This window comes from Massilia sp. R2A-15, assembly GCF_030704305.1.
In the GTDB taxonomy this organism is placed as follows: Bacteria; Pseudomonadota; Gammaproteobacteria; order Burkholderiales; family Burkholderiaceae_D; genus JAFCUW01.
Map to the genome: position 1 here is coordinate 469,017 of NZ_CP131935.1, position 19,025 is coordinate 488,041.

The following is a 19,025-nucleotide window of genomic DNA, read 5'->3' on the forward strand; positions in this document are numbered from 1 at the left end:
CTGACCCCATGGGCCTGCTGCGGCAATGGATCAGCCGTGTTTCTTGATGAACTCGCCAATCTTCGGGCAGATCACCTCGCGCCAGCGGCGGCCGGAGAAGATGCCGTAGTGGCCGGCGCCCGGCGCGACGAAGTCCTGCTGCATGTGGGCCGGGATGCCGCTGCACAGCTCGTGCGCCGCCTGGGTCTGGCCTGCGCCGGAAATGTCGTCCAGCTCGCCCTCGACCGTAAACAGCGCGACCGTGGTGATGTCCTGCGGGCGCACCAGCTGGCCGCCCACTTCCCAGGTGCCGAGCGGCAGCGCGAAATCCTGGAACACGGTCTTGATGGTGTCGAGGTAGTACTCGGCCGGCATGTCGAGCACGGCGTTGTATTCGTTGTAGAACTGGCGATGGCTTTCGGCCGGCTCGTCGTCTCCCAGCACCAGGTGCTGGTAGAACTCGCGGTGGCTCTGGGCGTGGCGCCCCGGATTCATCGCGATGAAGCCGGCGTGCTGCAGGAAGCCCGGATAGACCTTGCGCCCGAAACCGGGATAATTGGCCGGTACGCCGTAGATGACGGTGTTTTCGAACCACGAAAACGGCTTTTCGATCGCCAGGTCATTGACCGCCGTGGGCGATTTGCGCGGGTCGATCGGCCCACCCATCATGGTCATGGTCTTGGGCAACTTCGGATCCTTGTTGGTGGCCATCAGCGAAATGGCCGCCAGCACGGGAACGGTCGGCTGGCACACGGAAATCACGTGCAGGTCGGGCGCGAGCAGGCGGATGAAGTCCTGCACGTAGAAGATGTAGTCGTCCAGGTGGAACGGGCCTTCCGAGTGTGGCACCATGCGCGCGTCGGTCCAGTCGGTGATGTAGACGTCGTGCTGCGGCAGCAGGCCGCGCACGGTGTCGCGCAGCAAGGTCGAATGGTGCCCGGACAGCGGGGCGACCAGCAGCACTTTTGGCTGATCGAGCCTGGCGGCTTGCGCGTCGCTCAGATCTTTCTTGAAATGAAGGAGCTTGCAGAACGGACGGTTGACGACGGTACGCTCCATGATGCCGACGGTTTCGCCGGCGATCGTGGTGTCGGTGATGTCGAAGGCCGGCTTTTCGTAATCCTTGCCGAGCCGGTACATGAGCTCGTAGCCAGCCGCGATGCGTTGCGAGAACGGCGTGTGGGCAAACGGCGAGACCGGATTCGAGAACAGTTTCGAGGATGCCTCGGCCCACTGCATCATGGGAGTGAGGAGCGAACGCTGCATCTCGTGCAATTGGTAAAGCATAAAAGTTTCCTTCGTATTTGCTGCCAGGGCGCAGGATGCTGCGCCGGCTACCAATTAATTATAGGCTATACGGCGCGCCTTACTGCAACTTGATGTGCCTCATGGCAAATGCTTAAGCTAGCGCAAGGTTCAGACGCGTCGATTCCTTTAGTCACGATTGGAGCACGGATCGTCACATCGCTTTGTGATGCGCCCAACATAAAAAGAAAATGCCCCGCAAGCGGGGCATTTCCGTATCTCCGATGAAACTCAACAATGGTCAGTCGAAGACCGGGGTTTCGACGCCGAGGATCTTGTGCAGCTTCGGCGAGGTGGTGGTGTACTGCATGTGGATCTTCTTGTCCGGGAAGATGTACGGCGCCGCGCCGAAGGCGGCCAGCGCCGCTTCGTGGAAGCCCGACAGGATCAGCTTTTTCTTGCCCGGGTAGGTGTTGATGTCGCCGACGGCGAAGATGCCCGGCACGTTGGTCTCGAACTTTTCGGTGTTCATGACCTTGAGCTGGCGGCGCTCGATGTCCAGGCCCCACTCGGCGATCGGGCCGAGCTTCGGCGACAGGCCGAAGAACACCAGCAGCATGTCGAGCGGCACGCGGCGGGTGACGCCGTCGGCGCCGGTGACCTTCACTTCGGTCAGCTGGCCGGCCTTCTCGTCGAAGCCGGTGACCTGGCCGATGATCAGCTGCATTTCGTAGGCGTCGCACAGGGCCTTCATCTTGGCCACCGAGGCCGGCGCGGCGCGGAAGTCCTCGCGGCGGTGCAGCAGCACGACCGACTCGGCCTTGCCGACGAAGTTCAGGGCCCAGTCGAGGGCCGAATCGCCGCCGCCGCAGATGACCAGGTTCTTGCCTTCGAACAGGGCAGGTTCCTTGACGCGGTAGTGCAGCTGGGTGCCTTCGAATTTTTCGATGCCGTCGACCTTGATCGTGCGCGCCTGGAACGAACCGACGCCGGCGGCGATGAAGATGGTCTTGGTGATGAACTGGGTGCCGGTCGACGTTTCGACGTTGAAGCGGCCGTCTTCACGGCGCTGCACCACGGTCACTTCCTGGCCCAGGTGGAAGGTCGGCTCGAACGGCTCGATCTGCTTGAGCAGGTTGTCGGTCAGTTCCTGGCCGGTGCAGACAGGCACGGCCGGGATGTCGTAGATCGGCTTGTCCGGATACAGTTCGACGCATTGGCCGCCGACGGCCGGCAGCGAATCGATCACATGGGCCTTGATCTCCAGCAGGCCCAGCTCGAACACCTGGAACAGGCCGACCGGACCTGCGCCGATGATGACGGCATCGGTGTCGATGGCGCCGGCGAAGGAACTGTTAGGGGCGACACTGGCCGCGTCGTGAGGGATCGTCATGCTTTTACTTCCTGTAATTGTTTGGGCGTGGTGCGGTGGCGCGCGTGATCAGCGAACCAGCTGGTCGAGCTTGTCCTTGACGTCTTTCCACTGGTCGGCGTCGGGCAGGGCCGGCTTGGTCTTGGTGATCGACGGCCAGTTGCGCGCCAGCTCGACGTTGATCTTGATGAATTGGACCTGGTCGGCCGGCACGTCTTCCTCGGCGTAGATCGCATTGACCGGGCATTCGGCCACGCAGACGGCGCAATCGATGCACTCGTCCGGGTCGATCGTCAGAAAATTCGGGCCTTCCCGGAAACAATCTACCGGGCACACATCGACGCAGTCCGTATAGCGGCAGGCGATGCATGATTCGGTGACAACGTGGGTCATAACAGTCCTATCAGAGAATGGGGTGTTGCGGCGTGGCGATACGCGAACCGGGTTCGCCAACCATGGCAGAGCACTGTATTTTACGGCAATTCGGTTTTAGCCACAAATCGGGTTCATACACAATATAAATAAGCATATGTGGGCGGTGCGCCGGAATGGGGCGGGGTGGAAGCGAAAATGGGGGCAGGTCCGCAGGACCAGACCCCAAAAACCAAGCTGCGGCAGCAAATCAGGGGTCTGGTCCCGCGGACCTGACCCCATCTTGCGCGCCGCAGCTAGCGCCGCCGCAGCGATTCACCTTGCGGCCAGCCGTCGGCCACCGGTTCGGGCGCCGCCGCCGGCCCGGTGCGCCCATGCTCGGCGCACCAGCGCGCCAGCGCCTGCGCCTCGCCGTCGAGCACATGGGCGACATCGTAATACTCGGCCAGGTTCATCGTGCCGCAGCAGGCGCGCCGGTCCTGCACCGCGCCTGGCCGGTCGCGCACGCCGGGCTCCAGCACCAGGCGGGCGTCGTGATCCTCGGTGGGCGGCACGGGCGACTCGACCACCTCGCGCACGGCAAAGCGGTTGCGGATCGCATTGCGGTAGGTGACCGGCTTGCCGTCCTCGGCGGTGAGGCGCAGCATCTGGTTGACCACGTCGGCGTAGGTCGGCGCGCTGTCGGGGGCGGCCACCAGCGCACGCAGCACCAGCGCGCGCAGGTAGGCGCCGACGTCGTGCAGCACCATCGCGTCGTCCAGCAGCGCCGGATCGCGCTCGAGCGCAAACAGGTCGGCCAGGATGTCGTACACGGCGCCGGTAAATACCTGGGACAGCGCATGCACCTCGCTGCCGGCGTCGGTCAGCGTCAGGTCGTTGTCGGCGTTGCGCAGCCCGGTGGAGGCGCCCAGCGCGAGGCCGAACTGCTCGGCGATGTCGGCCAGGAAGGTCTTGTCGTGCAGGCGCGCCTTGGTCTGGGCGATGATGGCCTCGCACTGGTCCAGCTGCGACAGCGCCAGGAAGATCGCCGTCAGGTCGCCGAACGCTTCGTGCAGGCCGCCGGTCTGGGGCGGATTGTCGGCGTTGAGCCAGGCCGGCTTGAGGCCGTCGAGCACCGCGTGGCCGGTTTCGTGCGAAACGATGTCGAACGAGCGGCAGGTAAACACGCGCTCGGCCTGGCCGCTGGGCACGAAGTCGCCGAACTTCAGGCAGCACTGCGAGCGGCTGTAGAAGGCGTTCATGGTGTTGGGCAGGCCGTAGGGATAGACCTGCAGCGGCGCGGTGTCCACGCTGCTGTTCCATTGCCACGGCAGCGGCATGTCGTCGCCCACCTTGGACAGGGCGCGCTGGTACATCGTCAGGGTCTGGCGCACCACGGCGAAGGTGTGCACCGCATCGAACTGCGGGGTGTCGGGCGCGGTGATGAAGTCGCCGAACGCGTTCGGGCTGACCGGGGCGATGCCGGGGTCGCCGGAAACGATGCGGGCGTCGCGCGGGCCGTCGAGCACGATCCCGGGCAGGAAGGCCTTGCGGGTGCCGATTTCGGCCACCGAGGGATCCTGTTTCCACATCAGCACGCGCGCGCCGAAGGCGAACGGCAACGGCACCGGCGTGGAAGGCTGCTCGGCGCCGCGCGGCGGCCCCGGCTCGTCGAGCAGCTGGGCCGCCTTGCGGTGGGCGCGGTAGGCGGCGCTCGGGGTGGGCACGTAGCTCACTGGTGCCGCCGGACCGGGGTCGGCCAGGCTCGGTCCGGGGATGTCGCGTGAATCCATGGTCGTTCTCCTCTGAAAGCAGTTTTCCCGGAGAAATAGTCGCGCCATGTGCAAGAGCGCCCGTTGATACTCATCAATTGCCAATACGGTGGGATAGAATGCCCCGCTAATAAGGACAACATTCCGGAACTTTTCATGCGCGTGGCCGGCATCCCTCTCGAGTTTTTCCTGTTTGCCATCGTGCTGGGCATGATCGCGTTCGCCCGCGTCAGCACCCTTGCCACGGCGCTCGCCGGCGCCGCCGCGATCACGCTCTACAAAGTGGTGTTCGCACCGTACCGCGAAGGGGCCGGCCTGGCCGGCTTGATGGGCCATGCCGGCGCGGAATGGGTGGGCCTTGCCAACCTGCTGGCGCTGTTGCTCGGCTTCGCGCTGCTGGCGCGGCACTTCGAGGACAGCGGCATCCCCGCGAAGCTGCCCGATTACCTGCCCGACGGCTGGACCGGCCCGCTGGTGCTGCTGGCAGCGGTGTTCGTCATCTCCAGCTTTCTCGACAACATTGCCGCGGCGATGATCGGCGGCACCGTCGCGCACGCCGTTTTTCGGGGCCGGGTGCACATCGGCTACCTGGCGGCGATCGTCGCGGCGTCCAACGCGGGCGGCTGCGGCAGCGTGGTGGGCGACACCACCACGACGATGATGTGGCTGGCCGGCGTCAGCCCGGGGCAGGTATTCCATGCCTACACTGCCGGCGTGGTGGCGCTGGCCGTGTGCGCGGTGCCGGCCTCGCTGGCGCAGCACGCGCATTGTCCGATCGTCAAGGATGCGCCGGCCGGCGCCCGCATCGACTGGCCGCGGGTGGCGATCGTCGGGCTGATCCTGCTGGCGGCGATCGGCGCCAACCTCTTGCTCAACCTGCGCTTTCGCCACTGGAGCGAGGCCGCGCCTTTCCTGGGACTGGCGCTGTGGGCCGCGATTGGCGTCACCGCCGGGCTGCGCCGTCCGGACTGGAGCGTGCTGCCGGGAGCGGCCAAGGGCGCCGCCTTCCTGCTGGCGCTGGTGTGGGCGGCCTCGTCGATGCCCGTCGAGGCGCTGCCGGCGCCGAGCTGGCAGTCGGCGCTCGCGTTGGGCTTCGTTTCGGCGGTATTCGACAATATCCCGCTGACCGCGCTGGCGCTGGGCCAGGGCGGCTTCGACTGGGGCTTCCTGGCCTATGCGGTCGGCTTCGGCGGTTCGATGATCTGGTTCGGATCTTCCGCCGGGGTGGCGCTGTCTAACCTGTACCCGGAGGCGCGTTCGGTGAAGTTGTGGGTATGCCACGGCTGGCATGTGATCGCCGGCTATGTCGCGGGATTTTTCGTGATGCTGGCGCTGCTGGGCTGGCATCCTGGGTAAGCTGCTGGCATCATGGCGGATTACTCGAAATTGGAAGGCAGTACGGAATGGCGGATATCAGCATCGTTCAGGCGCATGGCCTGAGCGCGGTGGCGGCGCGCGAAGCGGCGCAAAAAGTGGCGGACAAATTGGCGCGCGACTACGACCTCGCGTGCCGCTGGCAGGGCAACGTGCTGCATTTCGAGCGCAGCGGCGTGCAGGGCGCGCTGACCTTGCAGGAGCAGCAGGCGCGGATGGTGATCAAGCTGGGATTCCTGATGGGCGCGTTTGCGTCGACCATCGAGGCGAAGGTCGCCGAAAGCATGAAGAAGGTGTTTGCGGCAGTTTGATTTAAAGATGGGGGTGGAGCAGGGGTTTAGCGAAGCGAAGCTTTGCTCCTGCGGAACGGTCGAGCCCTGCAGGGCTCGACTCCTTCCAGGGCCTTGGACCAGACCCCAGCGTCTCACATTACTCGTCTTTCAGTTCATCGATCAGGTCGATGTACTGTTGCATCGCGTCTTCCTTCGAGGTTCCCTTGAAGCCGTCCCAGGCATCGAACTTGGCGCGCCCGACCATGTCGGTGAAGCCGGGCCGTTCGCCGGTCGCGTCGCCCACGGAGGCCTGCTTGAACAAGCCATAAATCTTCAGCAAGGTCATGTTGTCGGGACGCTCGGGCAGGTTCTTCGAATCGGCCTGGGCCTGGGCAAACTGTTCTTGCAAGCTCATAAAAACTCCTGTGGGCGGGACGGGTAGGGGACAGCTCAGACGGCGAGCAGGTCGACGTCGAAAATCAGCGTGGCGTTTGGCGGAATCACGCCGCCGGCGCCGCGTGCGCCGTAGCCCAGGCTGGCGGGGATCGTCAGGCGGCGCGAACCGCCGACCTTCATGCCCTGCACGCCTTCGTCCCAGCCGCGGATGACCTGGCCGGCGCCCAGCGAAAACTGGAACGGATCGTTGCGGTCCTTGCTCGAATCGAACTTGGCGCCGGTCGTGCCGTCGTCATTGCGCAGCCAGCCGGTGTAGTGCACGGTCACGTGCTGGCCGGCCTTCGCTTCGGCGCCGCTGCCGACGGTGGTGTCTTCGTACTGCAGGCCGGAATCAGTGGTGGTAGTGGTCATGGTTGTCTTTCCAGAATGAGAGTGTTGGGGAATTGTAGTGCATGGCGTATCAAAGCGCCAATTGATGGGAGACCTGCCGAACTTCGAAAAAAATTAAGCGTCTTATGGATGGCCTCTTTGGGCTAATCCGATGATCCTGCTCCGGGAGACTCTCAATGCTCTGGGAATACCTCTTGTTCGCCGCGCGCACCAGGGAATTTCGGCAATACGTGAAGTCTCTGATCGAGCTGATCTGCCATTTGGTAGGAACGACTGTCCTTTTCCTGACGTTGGTTGTCTTGGCGTGGGGTATGTCTTGGTGGGTGGCTTCCTTGCAAGCCGTGCATCCGTTTTCGACGCAACTAAAGGAATTTTTCGCCTTGGTTGAACTTTATTTAGTTTACGGAGACTCACTCTTATGCGCGACTGTGATCTCGGTCGGCGCGTATCGTATCGTCATGAGGGGATTGGAGGCGACCAAATGAGGAACGAATACCTGGACGCAGCGAAGCGAGGCTTTTTTGGCAGCTTTCTGATAGCCGCTGAGGTGCTGGCATTCTTGCCAAAGCTGGTTGCAAAACTCTATCGCAAACTGCGCGATGCACGTCCCGTCGCGGACGGCAAACATAAGCCTTCCGAGGCGCCAGGCCCGAACTGATCGGCCTCACCGTCATCGGCGAGATCAGGTTCGGCGGACCTGACCCCATCTTGCGCGTGGCCGATGTTGCCGCCTCGATTCAATTGTCGCGTTTAGACAGAACGCCCCAGGGATTTCCACGTAGAATATGTACTTTGGCCCCTACGAGCGAATATCCTCCCATGCCCCGCAGTTTTCACAGGTTGTTGTTGTCCTTCCTTTGTCTTGCCCTGCTTGCCGGCGCGGCCCACGCCAATGTGGTGGTCGTACTTAATTCGCGCGACGCCACCGTCAAGCTGCTGAACCAGGAAACCTTTGCAGAAGTGTCCACTTTTGCCGTCGGCAAGGAGCCGCACCACCTGATGGCCACGCCCGACAACAAGTCGGTGATCGTCGCCAGTTCGGTCGGCAATGAACTGATCTTCCTCGACCCTATTACCGGCCAGATCCAGCGCAAGATCAAGGATGTGTTCGACCCCTACCAGATCGGCTTTTCGCCCGACCAGAAATGGTTCGTCAGCGCCTCGCTGCGCCTGGACCGCGTCGACATTTATAAGTACGACGGCGCCAACCTGACCCTGACGCGCCGCATCCCGCTGGGCAAGCTGCCGAGCCACATGGCCTTCAACAAGGCCAGCGACACCGTGTTCATCACGCGCCAGGGCAGCGACCAGGTCAGCGCCATCGACCTGGCCAGCGGCGTGGTCAAATGGACCATCCCGGTCGGCAAGCTGCCGGCGGGGATTGCGATGACGCCGGACGACAAGCACCTGCTGGTCGGGATCATGGGCGCCGATTACGTCGAGGTGATCGACTGGCGCACCCAGAAGACCGTCAAGCGCATCAAGGCCGGCGACGGCACCCACAATTTCCGCTCGCTGGGCGACAAGCGCCACACCTTCGTATCGAACCGCGTGTCGAACACCATCAACATCATCGACCAGGTCACGCTGGAAAACGTCGGCACCATCAACGTGCCCGGCGGCCCGGACTGCATGGAGCTGACCCGCGACGGCAAGACCTTGTGGGTGACGCTGCGCTGGATTAAGAAGGTCGCCGTGATCGACGTCGCCAGCCGCAAGGTGGTCAAGCTGATCCCGGTCGGTCGCTCGCCGCACGGCGTGTTCTTCGCCGACTCAGCGCCACGGATGTGATGAGCCGCCGCCGCGCGCTGGCCGCCTTGCTGCTGGCGGCCGCCTCCCAAGCCGATGCCGCCGGCGCATGCCGCGGCACGATCTACCTGACCTTCGACACCGGCAGCCAGTCGCAGGCAGAGTTCATCGCCGCGACCCTGAACCGCCACCACATCAAGGCCACCTTCTTCATGGCCAACGAGAAGACCACGCGCGGCGACTGGTCGCTCGACCCGTCGTGGGCGCCGTACTGGAAGGCGCGCGCCGCCGAAGGCCACGCGTTCGGCACCCACACCTTCGACCATGTCTATTACAAAGGCGACGGGCCTGAAGGCAGGATCGAAGTCAGGCCGCAGTTCGGCGCGAACGCCGGCAAGAAGCTGTCGTGGACCCCGGCTGAGTACTGCGCCGAACTCAAACGCGTCGACCAGCGCTTCCTTGAACTGACCGGCCGGCGCCTCGATCCGATCTGGCGCGCGCCGGGCGGCAAGGTGTCGCCGCGCACGCTGGCCGCCGGCAAGGCCTGCGGCTACACCCACTTCGGCTGGGCGCCGGCCGGCTTCTCGGGCGACGAAACCTCGAGCGAGGCGTTTCCCAACGCCGTGCTGCTCAAGCGTGCGCTGGCCAACCTGAAGGACGGCGACATCTTCCTGGCGCACCTGGGCATCTGGTCGCGCAAGGACCCGTGGGCGCCGGCCGACCTCGAACCGCTGATTGCGGGCCTCCAGCAAAAAGGCATGTGTTTCGCTACACTGCGAGAGCATCCCGATTTTCCGAAAAAGCCATGATCCAGTTTTTCATCGATCTGTTTGGCGCCGCCCAGGGCTGGCTGTTCGAACACGCCGTCGAGCCCTTCATGTTCGTCAGCGGCCTCGGCGAATTTACCGAGGAAGCGTTCGAAGGCACCGAATGGTTCCTCATCGGCCTGGTCGAACTGGCCGCGCTGTACCTGGTGCTGCGCCCGCTCGAAGCGCTGATCCCGGTCCACGCACTGTCCGACAAGCGCGCGCGCTGGAACGACTTCATCTACACGCTGGTGCACCGCCTTGGCCTGTTTTCGATCGCGATCTTCTTCACGCTCGATCCGCTGATGGACCATATCGCCGGCCTGCTGCGCCTCGAAGGCGTGCACCCGTTCAACCTCGAATCGCTGCTGCCGGCCATGCCGCCGCTGGCCAGCTTCCTGCTGTACCTGGTGGTGCTCGACTTCTGCGATTACTGGTTCCACCGCGCCCAGCATCATTTCAACTGGTGGTGGGGCCTGCACAGCCTGCACCACAGCCAGCGCGACATGAACCTGTGGAGCGACAACCGCAACCACCTGCTCGACGACCTGCTGCGCGATATCGTGATGGCCATCGTCGCTCTGGCGATCGGCGTGCCGCCGGGCCAGTTCGTGCTGCTGGTGTCGGTCTCGCGCGTGCTGCAAAGCCTGCAGCACGCCAACGTGCGCATCCATTTCGGCCGCATCGGCGAGCGCCTGCTGGTGTCGCCGCGCTACCACCGCACCCACCACGCGATCGGCGTCGGGCACGAGTCGGCCGGCAAGGGCACGCTGGGCGGCTGCAATTTCGGCGTGCTGCTGCCGGTGTGGGACCTGCTTTTTCGCACCGCGCGCTTCGACAAGGAATTCGCGCATACCGGCGTGCGCGACCAGCTCGAACGCAAGGGTGACGATGGCGCGACGATCGCCGGCCGCAACTACGGGCGCGGCTTCTGGCAGCAGCAGTGGTTCGGCCTGAAGCGGATGGTCGAATTCGCGCGCAAGGGCGCCGCCTGATGCGCGCCGTCCTCAACGCCTACGGGCGCGCGCTGGCGTCGCAATTCAGCGGCAGGATGCTGCTGCTGTCGATCGCGCCGTTCCTGCTGTCGGTGTCGCTGTGGGCGGTGCTGCTGTACTTCGGTTTCCAGCCGCTGGTGGACTACGTGCAGTCGCTGTTTGCCGATTACGGCGGCTTCAAGGCCAGTGGCAGCCTGCTGTCGATGTTCGGCATGGGCATGCTCAAAACGGTCGCGGTGCCGCTGGTGTCGATGCTGCTGCTCCTGCCGCTGATGATCATGACGTCGCTGCTGTTCATGGGCGTGGCGGCGATGCCGGCGATTGCGCGGCACGTCGGCGCGCGCCAGTTTTCCACGCTCGAGAAAAAGCACGGCGGCAGCCTGGCCGGCAGTGTCCTTCTGTCGCTCGGATCGGTGCTGCTGTTCCTGGTGCTGTGGATTTGCTCGCTGCCGCTGTACCTGTTCCCGCCCGCCGCGCTGGTCGCGCAGGTGGTGCTGTGGGGCTGGCTGACCATGCGCGTGATGAGCTACGACGCGCTGGCCGACTACGCGAGCGCGGACGAGCGCCGCGCGCTCATGCACGCGCGCCGCTGGCCGTTGCTGGCGATCGGCATGCTCTCGGGCGCGGCCGGCGCGCTGCCGGGCATCGTCTGGATCGGCGGCGCGCTGATCTCGGTGGTGCTGTTCCCGTTCCTGGCAATGATCTCGATCTGGCTCTACCTGGTGATCTTCATCTTCACCGGCCTGTGGTTCCAGTACTACTGCCTGCAGGCGCTGGCCGAGCTGCGCGCGGACGAAAAATCGGCGCGAAACGGCGCCGGAATCGTGGCAAACTAAGCGTATCGATTCGCAAACGCGCGACCTCGTTGTCGCGCCGATCCCATCCTTATGTGAACTACATAACGCCCGTGGCCGCCTGTGCGGATTCGGGCGTTGTTTTTTTGCGAAAATAATCGGGCGCACGACTATTTGTCGATCAGTCTGACGTGCCAAGTGCGTTGATGTGGTGGAATGTACGTATGCGAGTGCCAATTTCCGACGGCGGTTTTTGGTTGAAATTCGCGCTAAATTCGAAACGGCTGCGTTGTCCGAAATCGACCCATGCAAGGATGGCGATGGTCGGAACGGAAGACGCGGAACGCAAAGATTCAAACCGGTTGAGCCATCATGGAAAGTAATATCGAAGCAGGTCGTCCGAACAGCGTCGCCAACGCGGTGCGCAGGCTGCGCGAGCGCGCGGCGTCGATCAATCTGGGCCGCACGCGCGCCGAGCCGGCACTGGAAGGCGAGGGCGCCGATTCCTCGCGTCCGCACTATCCACAGCCGCACCTGCAGCTGGTGCCCGAGCCCCCACCGGAAGGGCCCGACGGCGCCGCGCCCGAAGGCGTGCCGCCGAAACGCCGCAGCCGGATCAAGCCGGCGCTGGTGCTGCTGCTGTTGATGTTGCTGTCGCTGTTCGCCTGGTGGCTGGTGCAGGAGACCCGCACCTCGTCGCTGCAAGCGCAGGTGTTCTCCGGCATCGCCCAGAAAATCAGCTACAAGGTCGAACCGGGTCCGAGCAGCACGATCCGCTTCCCGTCCGACAGTCCCTACGACGAACGGCTCGGCTACGCCAACATGCCGGACTACCTGGCCAAGCTCAAGTCGCACGATTACGAAGTGACGGCGCAGGCGCGCCTGTCGCCCAAGATGGTCGAGCTGGCCGACATGGGGCTGTTCGCCACCTACCGCGAAAAGACCCGCGTCGGCCTCGACATTTTCGACTACAAGAACCAGCCGATCTTCACCGCGCGCTTCCCCGAGCGGGTCTACAACGGCTTCGACACGACGCCGGCGCTGCTGGTGAAAAGCCTGCTGTTCATCGAGAACCGCGAGCTGCTCGACACCACCTACCCGAAGCGCAATCCGGCGGTCGAATGGGACCGCTTCAGCAAGGCGGTGTTCGACAAGACCATCCACGTGTTCTCGGGCGGCGACAAGCGCTCGGCCGGCGGCAGCACGCTGGCCACCCAGATCGAAAAATATCGCCACTCGCCGGACGGCCGCACCAATTCGCTGAAGGACAAATTCCGCCAGATGGTGTCGGCGACCTTGCGCGCCTACCAGGGCGGCGAGGACACCACGCAGGTGCGGCGCCAGATCGTGGTCGACTACATCAACACGGTGCCGCTGTCGGCCAAGACCGGCTACGGCGAAGTGAACGGCATCGGCGACGGCATGTGGGTGTGGTACGGGCGCGAGTTCAATGAAGTCAATCGCGCCCTGTCGCGCCCGATCGACACGCCGGAAGCGGCGCTCGTGTACAAGCAGGCGCTGTCGCTGTTCATCGCCCAGCGCCGTCCCGCGCACTACCTTGGCGCCGGCGCCCAGGACCTCGAGGACCTGACCAACACCCACCTGCGCGTGCTCACGCAGGCCGGCGTCATCACGCCGCAGCTGCGCGACCTCGCGGCAGCGCAGAAGCTCCATCCGTCGTCGGGCACCGGCGTCGCGCCGCCTGCGGCCAACAGCTTCACCACGCGCAAGGCGTCGAACGCGGTGCGCACCCACCTGGCTGGCCTCCTGGGCGACTCGCGCCTGTATAACCTCGACCGCCTCGACCTGTCGGTATCGAGCACGCTCAATGCGGAAGTGCAGAAAGCCGTCACCGAGAAGCTGCGCAGCCTGACCAACAACGAAGCGGCGGCAGCGGCCGGCCTGACCGGCAAGGGCATGCTCGGCAACGGCAATCCGGCCAACGTGGTCTACAGCTTCACGCTGATCGAGCGCGGCGCCAACGCCAATTTCCTGCGCGTCCAGACCGACAACTACGATCAGCCGCTCGACATCAACGACGGCGCCAAGCTCGACCTGGGCTCGACCGCCAAGCTGCGCACGCTGGTGACCTACATGGACATCGTCGAGCAGCTGCACAAGCGCTTCGAGCCGATGTCCCCTGCCGAACTGAAAAAGACTGTGATCGATCCGAAGGACCGCATGTCGCTGTGGGGAGTCGAATACTTCCAGGGCCTGAAAGCCGGCGCCGACCGTGGCCTCAAGCCGATGCTGGAAGCAGCGATGGAACGCAAGTACTCGGGCGGTCCGGGCGAAGGCTTCTTCACCGGTGGCGGCCTGCACCACTTCGGCAACTTCAGCAAGCTGGACGACTCGCGCATTCTGACCTTGCGCCAGGCGCTGCGCAATTCGACCAACCTGGTGTTCGTGCGCATGATGCGCGACGTGGTGCGCTACTACATGTTCCAGCTGCCCGGTTCGTCGGCGGCGCTGCTGGCCGACTCGGACGATCCGCGCCGCGCCGAATACCTGGCGCGCTTCGCCGACCGCGAGGGGCGCGAATTCCTCGGCAAGTTCTTCAACAAGTACAAGGGCAAGACGCCGGCCGAGATGGAGAAGATCCTGCTCGCCTCCTTCCGTCCGACGCCGCCTCGCCTGGCCGCCGTGCACCGCACCGTGTATCCGCAGGCGACGCTGGCCGAATTTGCCGCCTTCATGAGCGCCAACCTGCCGTCCACCAACGAGGTGCCCGCCGAGAAGATCGCCAAGATGTACGAGACCTACTCGCCGACCGTCATGTCGCTGCAGGACCGCGGCTACCTGTCGTCGCTGCATCCACTCGAACTGTGGGCGGTCGGCTACCTGCGCACCCACCAGGGCGCCGGCTGGAAGGAAGTGGCCGACGCCAGCGTCAAGGAACGCCAGCAAGTGTATTCGTGGCTGATCAACACCCACCGCAAGCACGCGCAGGACAAGCGCATCGCCGGCCTGATCGAAATCGAAGCGTTCCAGAAGATCCACGCGCAGTGGAAGAAGATGGGCTATCCGTTCGACTCGCTGGTGCCGTCGTATGCGACCGTGCTGGGCGCCTCGGCCGACCGTCCGGCCGCGCTGGCCGAGATGATGGGCATCATCGTCAACGACGGCCAGCGCAAGCCGATCCAGAAGATCGACACGCTGCACTTCGCCAAGGGCACGCCGTACGAGACGGTAGTCAAGCACGTCAAGAACGACAAGTTCGAACAGCCGATTTCGCCGGAAGTGGCTCACGCGGTCGCCCAGGAAATCCGCGGCGTGGTCTCGGACGGTACCGCCAAGCGCGTCAAGTCGGCGTTCGTCGCGGCCGACGGCAACATCATCGCGGTGGGCGGCAAGACCGGCACCGGCGACCAGCGCTTCGACGTGTACGGAGCGGGCGGACGGCTGATCGAGTCGCGCTTCGTGAACCGCTCGGCGACCTTTGTATTCAACATCGGCGAGCGCTTCTTCGGCAGCATGACGGCGTATGTGCACGGGCCGGACGCGCAGCACTACGACTTCACCAGCGCGCTGCCGGTGCAGCTGCTGGTGACGCTGGCGCCGACGCTGATGCCGATGATCGATCCGGAAGCGGCGGCCAAGCAGAAGGCGGCGGCCGAAGCGGCGAAGGCGGCGCCGGCTCCGGTCGTGGCCGAGGCCGAGAAGGCGCCGGAAGCGGCTGAAAAGCCGAAGGCGGCTGCCGTGAAGCCGAAGGAGCCGGTTGCCGAGAAGCCGGTTGCGGCGAAGTCGGATACGGTTGCCGACAAGCCGAAGGCGGTCAGGAAGGCGGCGCCACCGAAGCCGCCGAAAGAAGAATCGCCGCAGCGGCCGCAAGAGCTGTTTTAAGCAAATGGGGTCAGGTCCGCGGGACCAGACCCCGATTATTCACGCGGCGCCGAAATAACCGGGGTCAGGTCCTGCGCGACCTGACCCCATTTTTCATGCGGCGCTTGCATAGTGAGGCGATTGTTGGCATCGTAGCCCTCCATGAAACCTCCACGCCGCCTCATGTCCCGCATCCGCAAGTTTACCCAGTTCTCGTTCCGCGACCTGGTGGCCACCGCCGGCCCGACGATCGTGCTGATCGCCGCAGTCTGCGCGATCGCCTACGTGATCGTCGACCCGGCGCCGCCGCGCCAGGTGACGCTGGCGACCGGCCAGGAAAACACCGCCTACGAGGAATTCGGCAAGAAGTACGCGGCGCTGCTGGCGAAGGACCACATCAAGGTCACGCAGGTGCGCTCGCTCGGCTCGCAGGACAACCTGCAGCGCCTCAACGAAGGCAAGGTCGATGTCGCTTTTGTCCAGAGCGGCTCGACCAGCGAAGCCGAGGCGCATCGCAAGGGCCTGATGTCGCTGGGCAGCCTGTTTACCGAGCCGGTGTGGCTGTTCCTGCGCGAGCCGGTCAAGGTCACCCAGCTCAATCAGCTCAAGGGCCTGAAGATCAACCTCGGTCCCGAAGGCACCGGCACGCCGAAACTGTTCCGCCAGGTGCTGGCGCTGAACGGCGTCGAGCCGGCCGACCTGACCATCGGCGCGCTGGAAAACACGCCGGCGGTGGTGGAGCTGCTCGATGGGCGCATCGACGGCCTGGTGTTCTCGTCCGGCCCTGACGCGCTGCTGGTGCAGATGCTGCTGCAAACGCCCGGCATCAAGCTGTTCAACTTCGACCAGGCCGAGGCCTATGCGCGGCGCCTGCCGTTCCTGTCGCACGTGGTGCTGCCGCGCGGGATCGTCGATCTCGGGCGCGACCTGCCGCCGCAGGACTATCACCTGATCGCGCCGACCGCCACCCTGGTCGCGCGCGCCAACCTGCACCCGGCGCTGGTCGAACTGTTCGTGCAGGCCGCCAGCGAGATCCATGGCGGCGCCGGCTGGTTCCAGAAGCAGGGCCAGTTCCCGTCACCGCAATACACCGAGATCCCGGTCGCGCGCGAGGCGGCAAAGTTCTACAAGGACGGCCCGCCGCTGCTGCAGCGCTACATGCCGTTCTGGGTCGCCAACCTGTTCGACCGCCTGTGGGTGGTGGTGGTCGCGCTGGCCGCCCTGATCATCCCGTTTTCGAAAGTGGTGCCGCCGCTGTACGTGTGGCGCATCAAGTCGCGCGTGTACCGCTGGTACGGCCAGCTGCGCGCGGTGGAGCAGGCGCTCGACGAGGCCGACGGCCCGCGCCGCGACCAGATCTGCGCCGAGCTGCTCAAGCGGCTCGAAGAAATCGAGGAGCGCGTCAACCGCATGTCGATCCCGCTGGCGTTTGCCGACAGCCTGTACGGCCTGCGCAGCCACATCAATTTCGTGCGCCAGCGCGTGCTGACGATGAAGACCGCGGCCGCCTTGGCGCGCTAGCCGCCGATCCAGGGCAGGCCGGCCTTGCACCAGCCGGCGACCTGCTTGCGGTGGCCCTCGGCGTCCTTGTCGCCTTCGAAGCCTTCGAGGATGTCGAAGGCGTTGTGGAAGCCGTGCTCGGTGGCCAGCTTGGCCGCATGGCGCGAGCGCACGCCGGAGCGGCACAGGAACAGCAGCACGTCGTTCTTGCCGGCCACCTCGCACAGCTGCTCGACGAACTGCGGATTGGCGGTGCCGCTCGGCCAGCTGCTCCATTCGACCGCCGCGTGCTGGCCGGGCGGCAGCAGCACCTGGCCGACCCAGTGGCGCTCGGCATTGGTGCGCACGTCGACCAGCTTGGCGTTCGGCTCGGCCTGCAGCAGCTCGAACGCTTCCTGCGGCGTCACGGCGCCGGCGTACGGCTGGTCGGCCCCGCGCTGGCGGGCAGTGGCGAGAAGTTGGTCGACGACGTTCATGGCTGGGTTCCCGTAGGGCAGTGGATGGCCTATTATAGAGTCAGTAGCAAATTCGCACTTTTGGGGCATGCAGCACCAAATTGGTGCGATCCGTCAGAAATGCACCAAAATGGTGCAGAATGGCGTTCTCAACCAGTGTTCCCCGTCGATGTTCTGCTTGCCGCCGCCCAATTGTGGCTGGCATGGAAACTGCTACGAATGCGCTGTGAGTTTGCGCAACCCGTTGGCGATGCGCACCCCCTTTTTAATTTAGGAGATTTGAATGGCAAAGACCGCCGCAGAAGTGTTGAAGATGGCCAAGGACAACGAAGTCAAATTCGTTGATTTCCGTTTTGCGGATACGCGCGGCAAAGAGCAGCACGTGACCGTGCCGGTGTCCCATTTCGATCTCGACAAATTCGAGTCCGGCCACGCCTTCGACGGCTCCTCGATCGCCGGCTGGAAGGGCATCGAAGCGTCCGACATGATCCTGATGCCGGACCCGAACACCGCCAACATCGACCCGTTCATGGAAGAGACCACGCTGTTCATGCAGTGCGACGTGATCGAGCCATCCGACGGCAAGGGCTACGACCGCGACCCGCGCTCGATCGCCAAGCGCGCCGAAGCCTACCTCAAGTCGTCCGGCCAGGGCGACACCGCCTACTTCGGTCCCGAGCCTGAATTCTTCATCTTCGACTCCGTGCGCTGGAAGATCGACATGTCGGGCTGCTTCGTGAAGATCGATTCGGACGAGTCCTCGTGGGCCACCGACGCGAAAACCGAAGGTGGCAACCACGGCCACCGTCCGACCGTCAAAGGCGGCTACTTCCCGGTCCCGCCGGTCGACTCGTTCCAGGACATGCGCTCGGAGATGTGTCTGATCCTCGAAGCGATGGGCATCCCGGTCGAAGTGCACCACCATGAAGTGGCCGGCGCCGGCCAGAACGAAATCGGCACCAAGTTCTCGACCCTGGTCGAGCGCGCCGACTGGACCCAGAACCTGAAGTACGTGGTGTGGAACGTGGCGCACAGCTACGGCAAGACCGCCACCTTCATGCCGAAGCCTATCGTCGGCGACAACGGCTCGGGCATGCACGTGCACCAGTCGATCTGGAAGGATGGCAAGAACCTGTTCGCCGGCGACGGCTACGCCGGCCTGTCGGAGACCGCGCTGTTCTACATCGGCGGCATCATCAAGCACGCCAAGGCCCTGAACGCGATCACCAACCCAGGCACCAACTCGTACAAGCGCCTGGTGCCTGGCTTCGAAGCGCCGGTCAAGCTGGCCTACTCGGCCCGCAACCGCTCGGCCTCGATCCGCATCCCGCACGTGGCGAACCCGAAGGGCCGCCGCATCGAGACCCGCTTCCCGGACCCGCTGGCCAACGTCTACCTGTGCTTCGCCGCGCTGCTGATGGCCGGCCTGGACGGCATCGCCAACAAGATTCATCCGGGCGAGGCAGCGTCGAAAGACCTGTACCACCTGCCGCCGGAAGAAGACGCGCTGATCCCGACCGTCTGCTCGTCGCTGGAAGAAGCGCTCGAGGCGCTGGACAAGGACCGCGAGTTCCTGACCCGCGGCGGCGTGTTCAGCGACAGCATGATCGACGCCTACATCGAGCTGAAGATGCAGGACGTGCAGCGCATGCGCATGACCACGCATCCGGCCGAATTCGACATGTACTACTCGCTGTAAGCAATTCGACAAAAGGCGTTATCGCGATGTCAGCTTGCGTGAACATGCTGACAT

The 19,025-nt window shown here is 64.4% G+C and carries 18 protein-coding genes; 11 read left to right on the top strand and 7 right to left on the bottom strand.

Features of this window, described 5'->3' with window-relative positions; genetic code table 11:
• Positions 1-30 precede the first annotated feature (30 nt).
• The 4 genes from Q4S45_RS02195 to Q4S45_RS02210 all read right to left on the bottom strand — a co-directional run bounded on the left by Q4S45_RS02195 (position 31) and on the right by Q4S45_RS02210 (position 4,740).
• Positions 31-1,266 carry a polyhydroxyalkanoate depolymerase gene (locus tag Q4S45_RS02195; RefSeq protein WP_305508728.1) on the bottom strand — a complete coding sequence of 412 codons (1,236 nt, stop codon included), beginning with the start codon at positions 1,264-1,266 and terminating at the stop codon, positions 31-33.
• 259 nt (positions 1,267-1,525) lie between these two features.
• Positions 1,526-2,617: an NAD(P)/FAD-dependent oxidoreductase gene (locus tag Q4S45_RS02200; protein ID WP_305508729.1), complete on the bottom strand. Its 1,092-nt coding sequence runs from the start codon at positions 2,615-2,617 to the stop codon at positions 1,526-1,528.
• Between the two features lie 48 nt (positions 2,618-2,665).
• On the bottom strand, positions 2,666-2,989 hold the full coding sequence (gene fdxA / locus Q4S45_RS02205) for a ferredoxin FdxA (protein WP_305508730.1): 324 nt from the start codon (positions 2,987-2,989) through the stop codon (positions 2,666-2,668).
• 275 nt (positions 2,990-3,264) lie between these two features.
• Positions 3,265-4,740: a hypothetical protein gene (locus Q4S45_RS02210; RefSeq protein WP_305508732.1), complete on the bottom strand. Its 1,476-nt coding sequence runs from the start codon at positions 4,738-4,740 to the stop codon at positions 3,265-3,267.
• A gap of 135 nt (positions 4,741-4,875) precedes the next feature.
• On the opposite strand from Q4S45_RS02210, the gene Q4S45_RS02215 reads away from it, so the two are divergent.
• A complete protein-coding gene (locus Q4S45_RS02215) occupies positions 4,876-6,075 on the top strand; it encodes an SLC13 family permease (RefSeq protein WP_305508734.1) in 1,200 nt (399 codons plus the stop codon).
• Positions 6,076-6,122: 47 nt separating this feature from the next.
• On the top strand, positions 6,123-6,404 hold the full coding sequence (locus Q4S45_RS02220; RefSeq protein WP_305508735.1) for a polyhydroxyalkanoic acid system family protein: 282 nt from the start codon (positions 6,123-6,125) through the stop codon (positions 6,402-6,404).
• A gap of 118 nt (positions 6,405-6,522) precedes the next feature.
• Here the strand turns inward: Q4S45_RS02220 and Q4S45_RS02225 are convergent, their stop codons facing one another.
• Together Q4S45_RS02225 and Q4S45_RS02230 are read right to left on the bottom strand one after the other, a co-directional pair.
• Positions 6,523-6,780, bottom strand: coding sequence for an acyl-CoA-binding protein (locus Q4S45_RS02225; RefSeq protein ID WP_305508736.1), 258 nt, complete (start codon positions 6,778-6,780; stop codon positions 6,523-6,525).
• Positions 6,781-6,815: 35 nt separating this feature from the next.
• Positions 6,816-7,172: an FKBP-type peptidyl-prolyl cis-trans isomerase gene (locus tag Q4S45_RS02230; RefSeq protein ID WP_305508738.1), complete on the bottom strand. Its 357-nt coding sequence runs from the start codon at positions 7,170-7,172 to the stop codon at positions 6,816-6,818.
• A 155-nt stretch (positions 7,173-7,327) separates the two neighbouring features.
• Between Q4S45_RS02230 and Q4S45_RS02235 the strand changes: the two genes are divergently transcribed.
• The 8 genes from Q4S45_RS02235 to Q4S45_RS02270 all read left to right on the top strand — a co-directional run bounded on the left by Q4S45_RS02235 (position 7,328) and on the right by Q4S45_RS02270 (position 16,838).
• On the top strand, positions 7,328-7,636 hold the full coding sequence (locus Q4S45_RS02235) for a hypothetical protein (protein ID WP_305508740.1): 309 nt from the start codon (positions 7,328-7,330) through the stop codon (positions 7,634-7,636).
• Positions 7,633-7,809 carry a hypothetical protein gene (locus tag Q4S45_RS02240; RefSeq protein ID WP_305508741.1) on the top strand — a complete coding sequence of 59 codons (177 nt, stop codon included), beginning with the start codon at positions 7,633-7,635 and terminating at the stop codon, positions 7,807-7,809. The genes Q4S45_RS02235 and Q4S45_RS02240 overlap by 4 nt, the downstream gene beginning before the upstream one ends.
• A 161-nt stretch (positions 7,810-7,970) precedes the next feature.
• On the top strand, positions 7,971-8,942 hold the full coding sequence (locus tag Q4S45_RS02245) for a YncE family protein (protein WP_305508743.1): 972 nt from the start codon (positions 7,971-7,973) through the stop codon (positions 8,940-8,942).
• A complete protein-coding gene (locus Q4S45_RS02250; protein WP_305508745.1) occupies positions 8,942-9,709 on the top strand; it encodes a polysaccharide deacetylase family protein in 768 nt (255 codons plus the stop codon). Before Q4S45_RS02245 ends, Q4S45_RS02250 begins: the two co-directional genes overlap by 1 nt.
• A complete protein-coding gene (locus Q4S45_RS02255; RefSeq protein WP_305508747.1) occupies positions 9,706-10,701 on the top strand; it encodes a sterol desaturase family protein in 996 nt (331 codons plus the stop codon). The genes Q4S45_RS02250 and Q4S45_RS02255 overlap by 4 nt, the downstream gene beginning before the upstream one ends.
• Positions 10,701-11,537 (top strand): EI24 domain-containing protein, encoded by an 837-nt coding sequence (locus tag Q4S45_RS02260; protein WP_305508749.1) that lies wholly within the window; start codon positions 10,701-10,703, stop codon positions 11,535-11,537. Before Q4S45_RS02255 ends, Q4S45_RS02260 begins: the two co-directional genes overlap by 1 nt.
• 330 nt (positions 11,538-11,867) lie before the next feature.
• A complete protein-coding gene (locus tag Q4S45_RS02265) occupies positions 11,868-15,338 on the top strand; it encodes a transglycosylase domain-containing protein (protein WP_305508750.1) in 3,471 nt (1,156 codons plus the stop codon).
• A gap of 162 nt (positions 15,339-15,500) precedes the next feature.
• Entirely contained in the window at positions 15,501-16,838 is a 1,338-nt protein-coding gene (locus tag Q4S45_RS02270; RefSeq protein ID WP_305512025.1) for a TAXI family TRAP transporter solute-binding subunit, read from the top strand.
• On the opposite strand, the gene Q4S45_RS02275 is transcribed toward Q4S45_RS02270, so the two are convergent.
• Positions 16,835-17,293, bottom strand: coding sequence for a rhodanese-like domain-containing protein (locus Q4S45_RS02275; protein ID WP_305508751.1), 459 nt, complete (start codon positions 17,291-17,293; stop codon positions 16,835-16,837). The genes Q4S45_RS02270 and Q4S45_RS02275 overlap by 4 nt on opposite strands.
• Before the next feature lie 262 nt (positions 17,294-17,555).
• On the opposite strand from Q4S45_RS02275, the gene glnA reads away from it, so the two are divergent.
• On the top strand, positions 17,556-18,971 hold the full coding sequence (gene glnA, locus Q4S45_RS02280) for a type I glutamate--ammonia ligase (RefSeq protein WP_305508753.1): 1,416 nt from the start codon (positions 17,556-17,558) through the stop codon (positions 18,969-18,971).
• Positions 18,972-19,025 lie beyond the last annotated feature (54 nt).

Coding starts and splice junctions, on each gene's coding strand:
- Q4S45_RS02195 (WP_305508728.1), bottom strand. CDS start 1,266: ATGCTTTACCAATTGCACGAGATGCAGCGTTCGCTCCTCACTCCCATG.
- Q4S45_RS02200 (WP_305508729.1), bottom strand. CDS start 2,617: ATGACGATCCCTCACGACGCGGCCAGTGTCGCCCCTAACAGTTCCTTC.
- fdxA (WP_305508730.1), bottom strand. CDS start 2,989: ATGACCCACGTTGTCACCGAATCATGCATCGCCTGCCGCTATACGGAC.
- Q4S45_RS02210 (WP_305508732.1), bottom strand. CDS start 4,740: ATGGATTCACGCGACATCCCCGGACCGAGCCTGGCCGACCCCGGTCCG.
- Q4S45_RS02215 (WP_305508734.1), top strand. CDS start 4,876: ATGCGCGTGGCCGGCATCCCTCTCGAGTTTTTCCTGTTTGCCATCGTG.
- Q4S45_RS02220 (WP_305508735.1), top strand. CDS start 6,123: ATGGCGGATATCAGCATCGTTCAGGCGCATGGCCTGAGCGCGGTGGCG.
- Q4S45_RS02225 (WP_305508736.1), bottom strand. CDS start 6,780: ATGAGCTTGCAAGAACAGTTTGCCCAGGCCCAGGCCGATTCGAAGAAC.
- Q4S45_RS02230 (WP_305508738.1), bottom strand. CDS start 7,172: ATGACCACTACCACCACTGATTCCGGCCTGCAGTACGAAGACACCACC.
- Q4S45_RS02235 (WP_305508740.1), top strand. CDS start 7,328: ATGCTCTGGGAATACCTCTTGTTCGCCGCGCGCACCAGGGAATTTCGG.
- Q4S45_RS02240 (WP_305508741.1), top strand. CDS start 7,633: ATGAGGAACGAATACCTGGACGCAGCGAAGCGAGGCTTTTTTGGCAGC.
- Q4S45_RS02245 (WP_305508743.1), top strand. CDS start 7,971: ATGCCCCGCAGTTTTCACAGGTTGTTGTTGTCCTTCCTTTGTCTTGCC.
- Q4S45_RS02250 (WP_305508745.1), top strand. CDS start 8,942: ATGAGCCGCCGCCGCGCGCTGGCCGCCTTGCTGCTGGCGGCCGCCTCC.
- Q4S45_RS02255 (WP_305508747.1), top strand. CDS start 9,706: ATGATCCAGTTTTTCATCGATCTGTTTGGCGCCGCCCAGGGCTGGCTG.
- Q4S45_RS02260 (WP_305508749.1), top strand. CDS start 10,701: ATGCGCGCCGTCCTCAACGCCTACGGGCGCGCGCTGGCGTCGCAATTC.
- Q4S45_RS02265 (WP_305508750.1), top strand. CDS start 11,868: ATGGAAAGTAATATCGAAGCAGGTCGTCCGAACAGCGTCGCCAACGCG.
- Q4S45_RS02270 (WP_305512025.1), top strand. CDS start 15,501: ATGTCCCGCATCCGCAAGTTTACCCAGTTCTCGTTCCGCGACCTGGTG.
- Q4S45_RS02275 (WP_305508751.1), bottom strand. CDS start 17,293: ATGAACGTCGTCGACCAACTTCTCGCCACTGCCCGCCAGCGCGGGGCC.
- glnA (WP_305508753.1), top strand. CDS start 17,556: ATGGCAAAGACCGCCGCAGAAGTGTTGAAGATGGCCAAGGACAACGAA.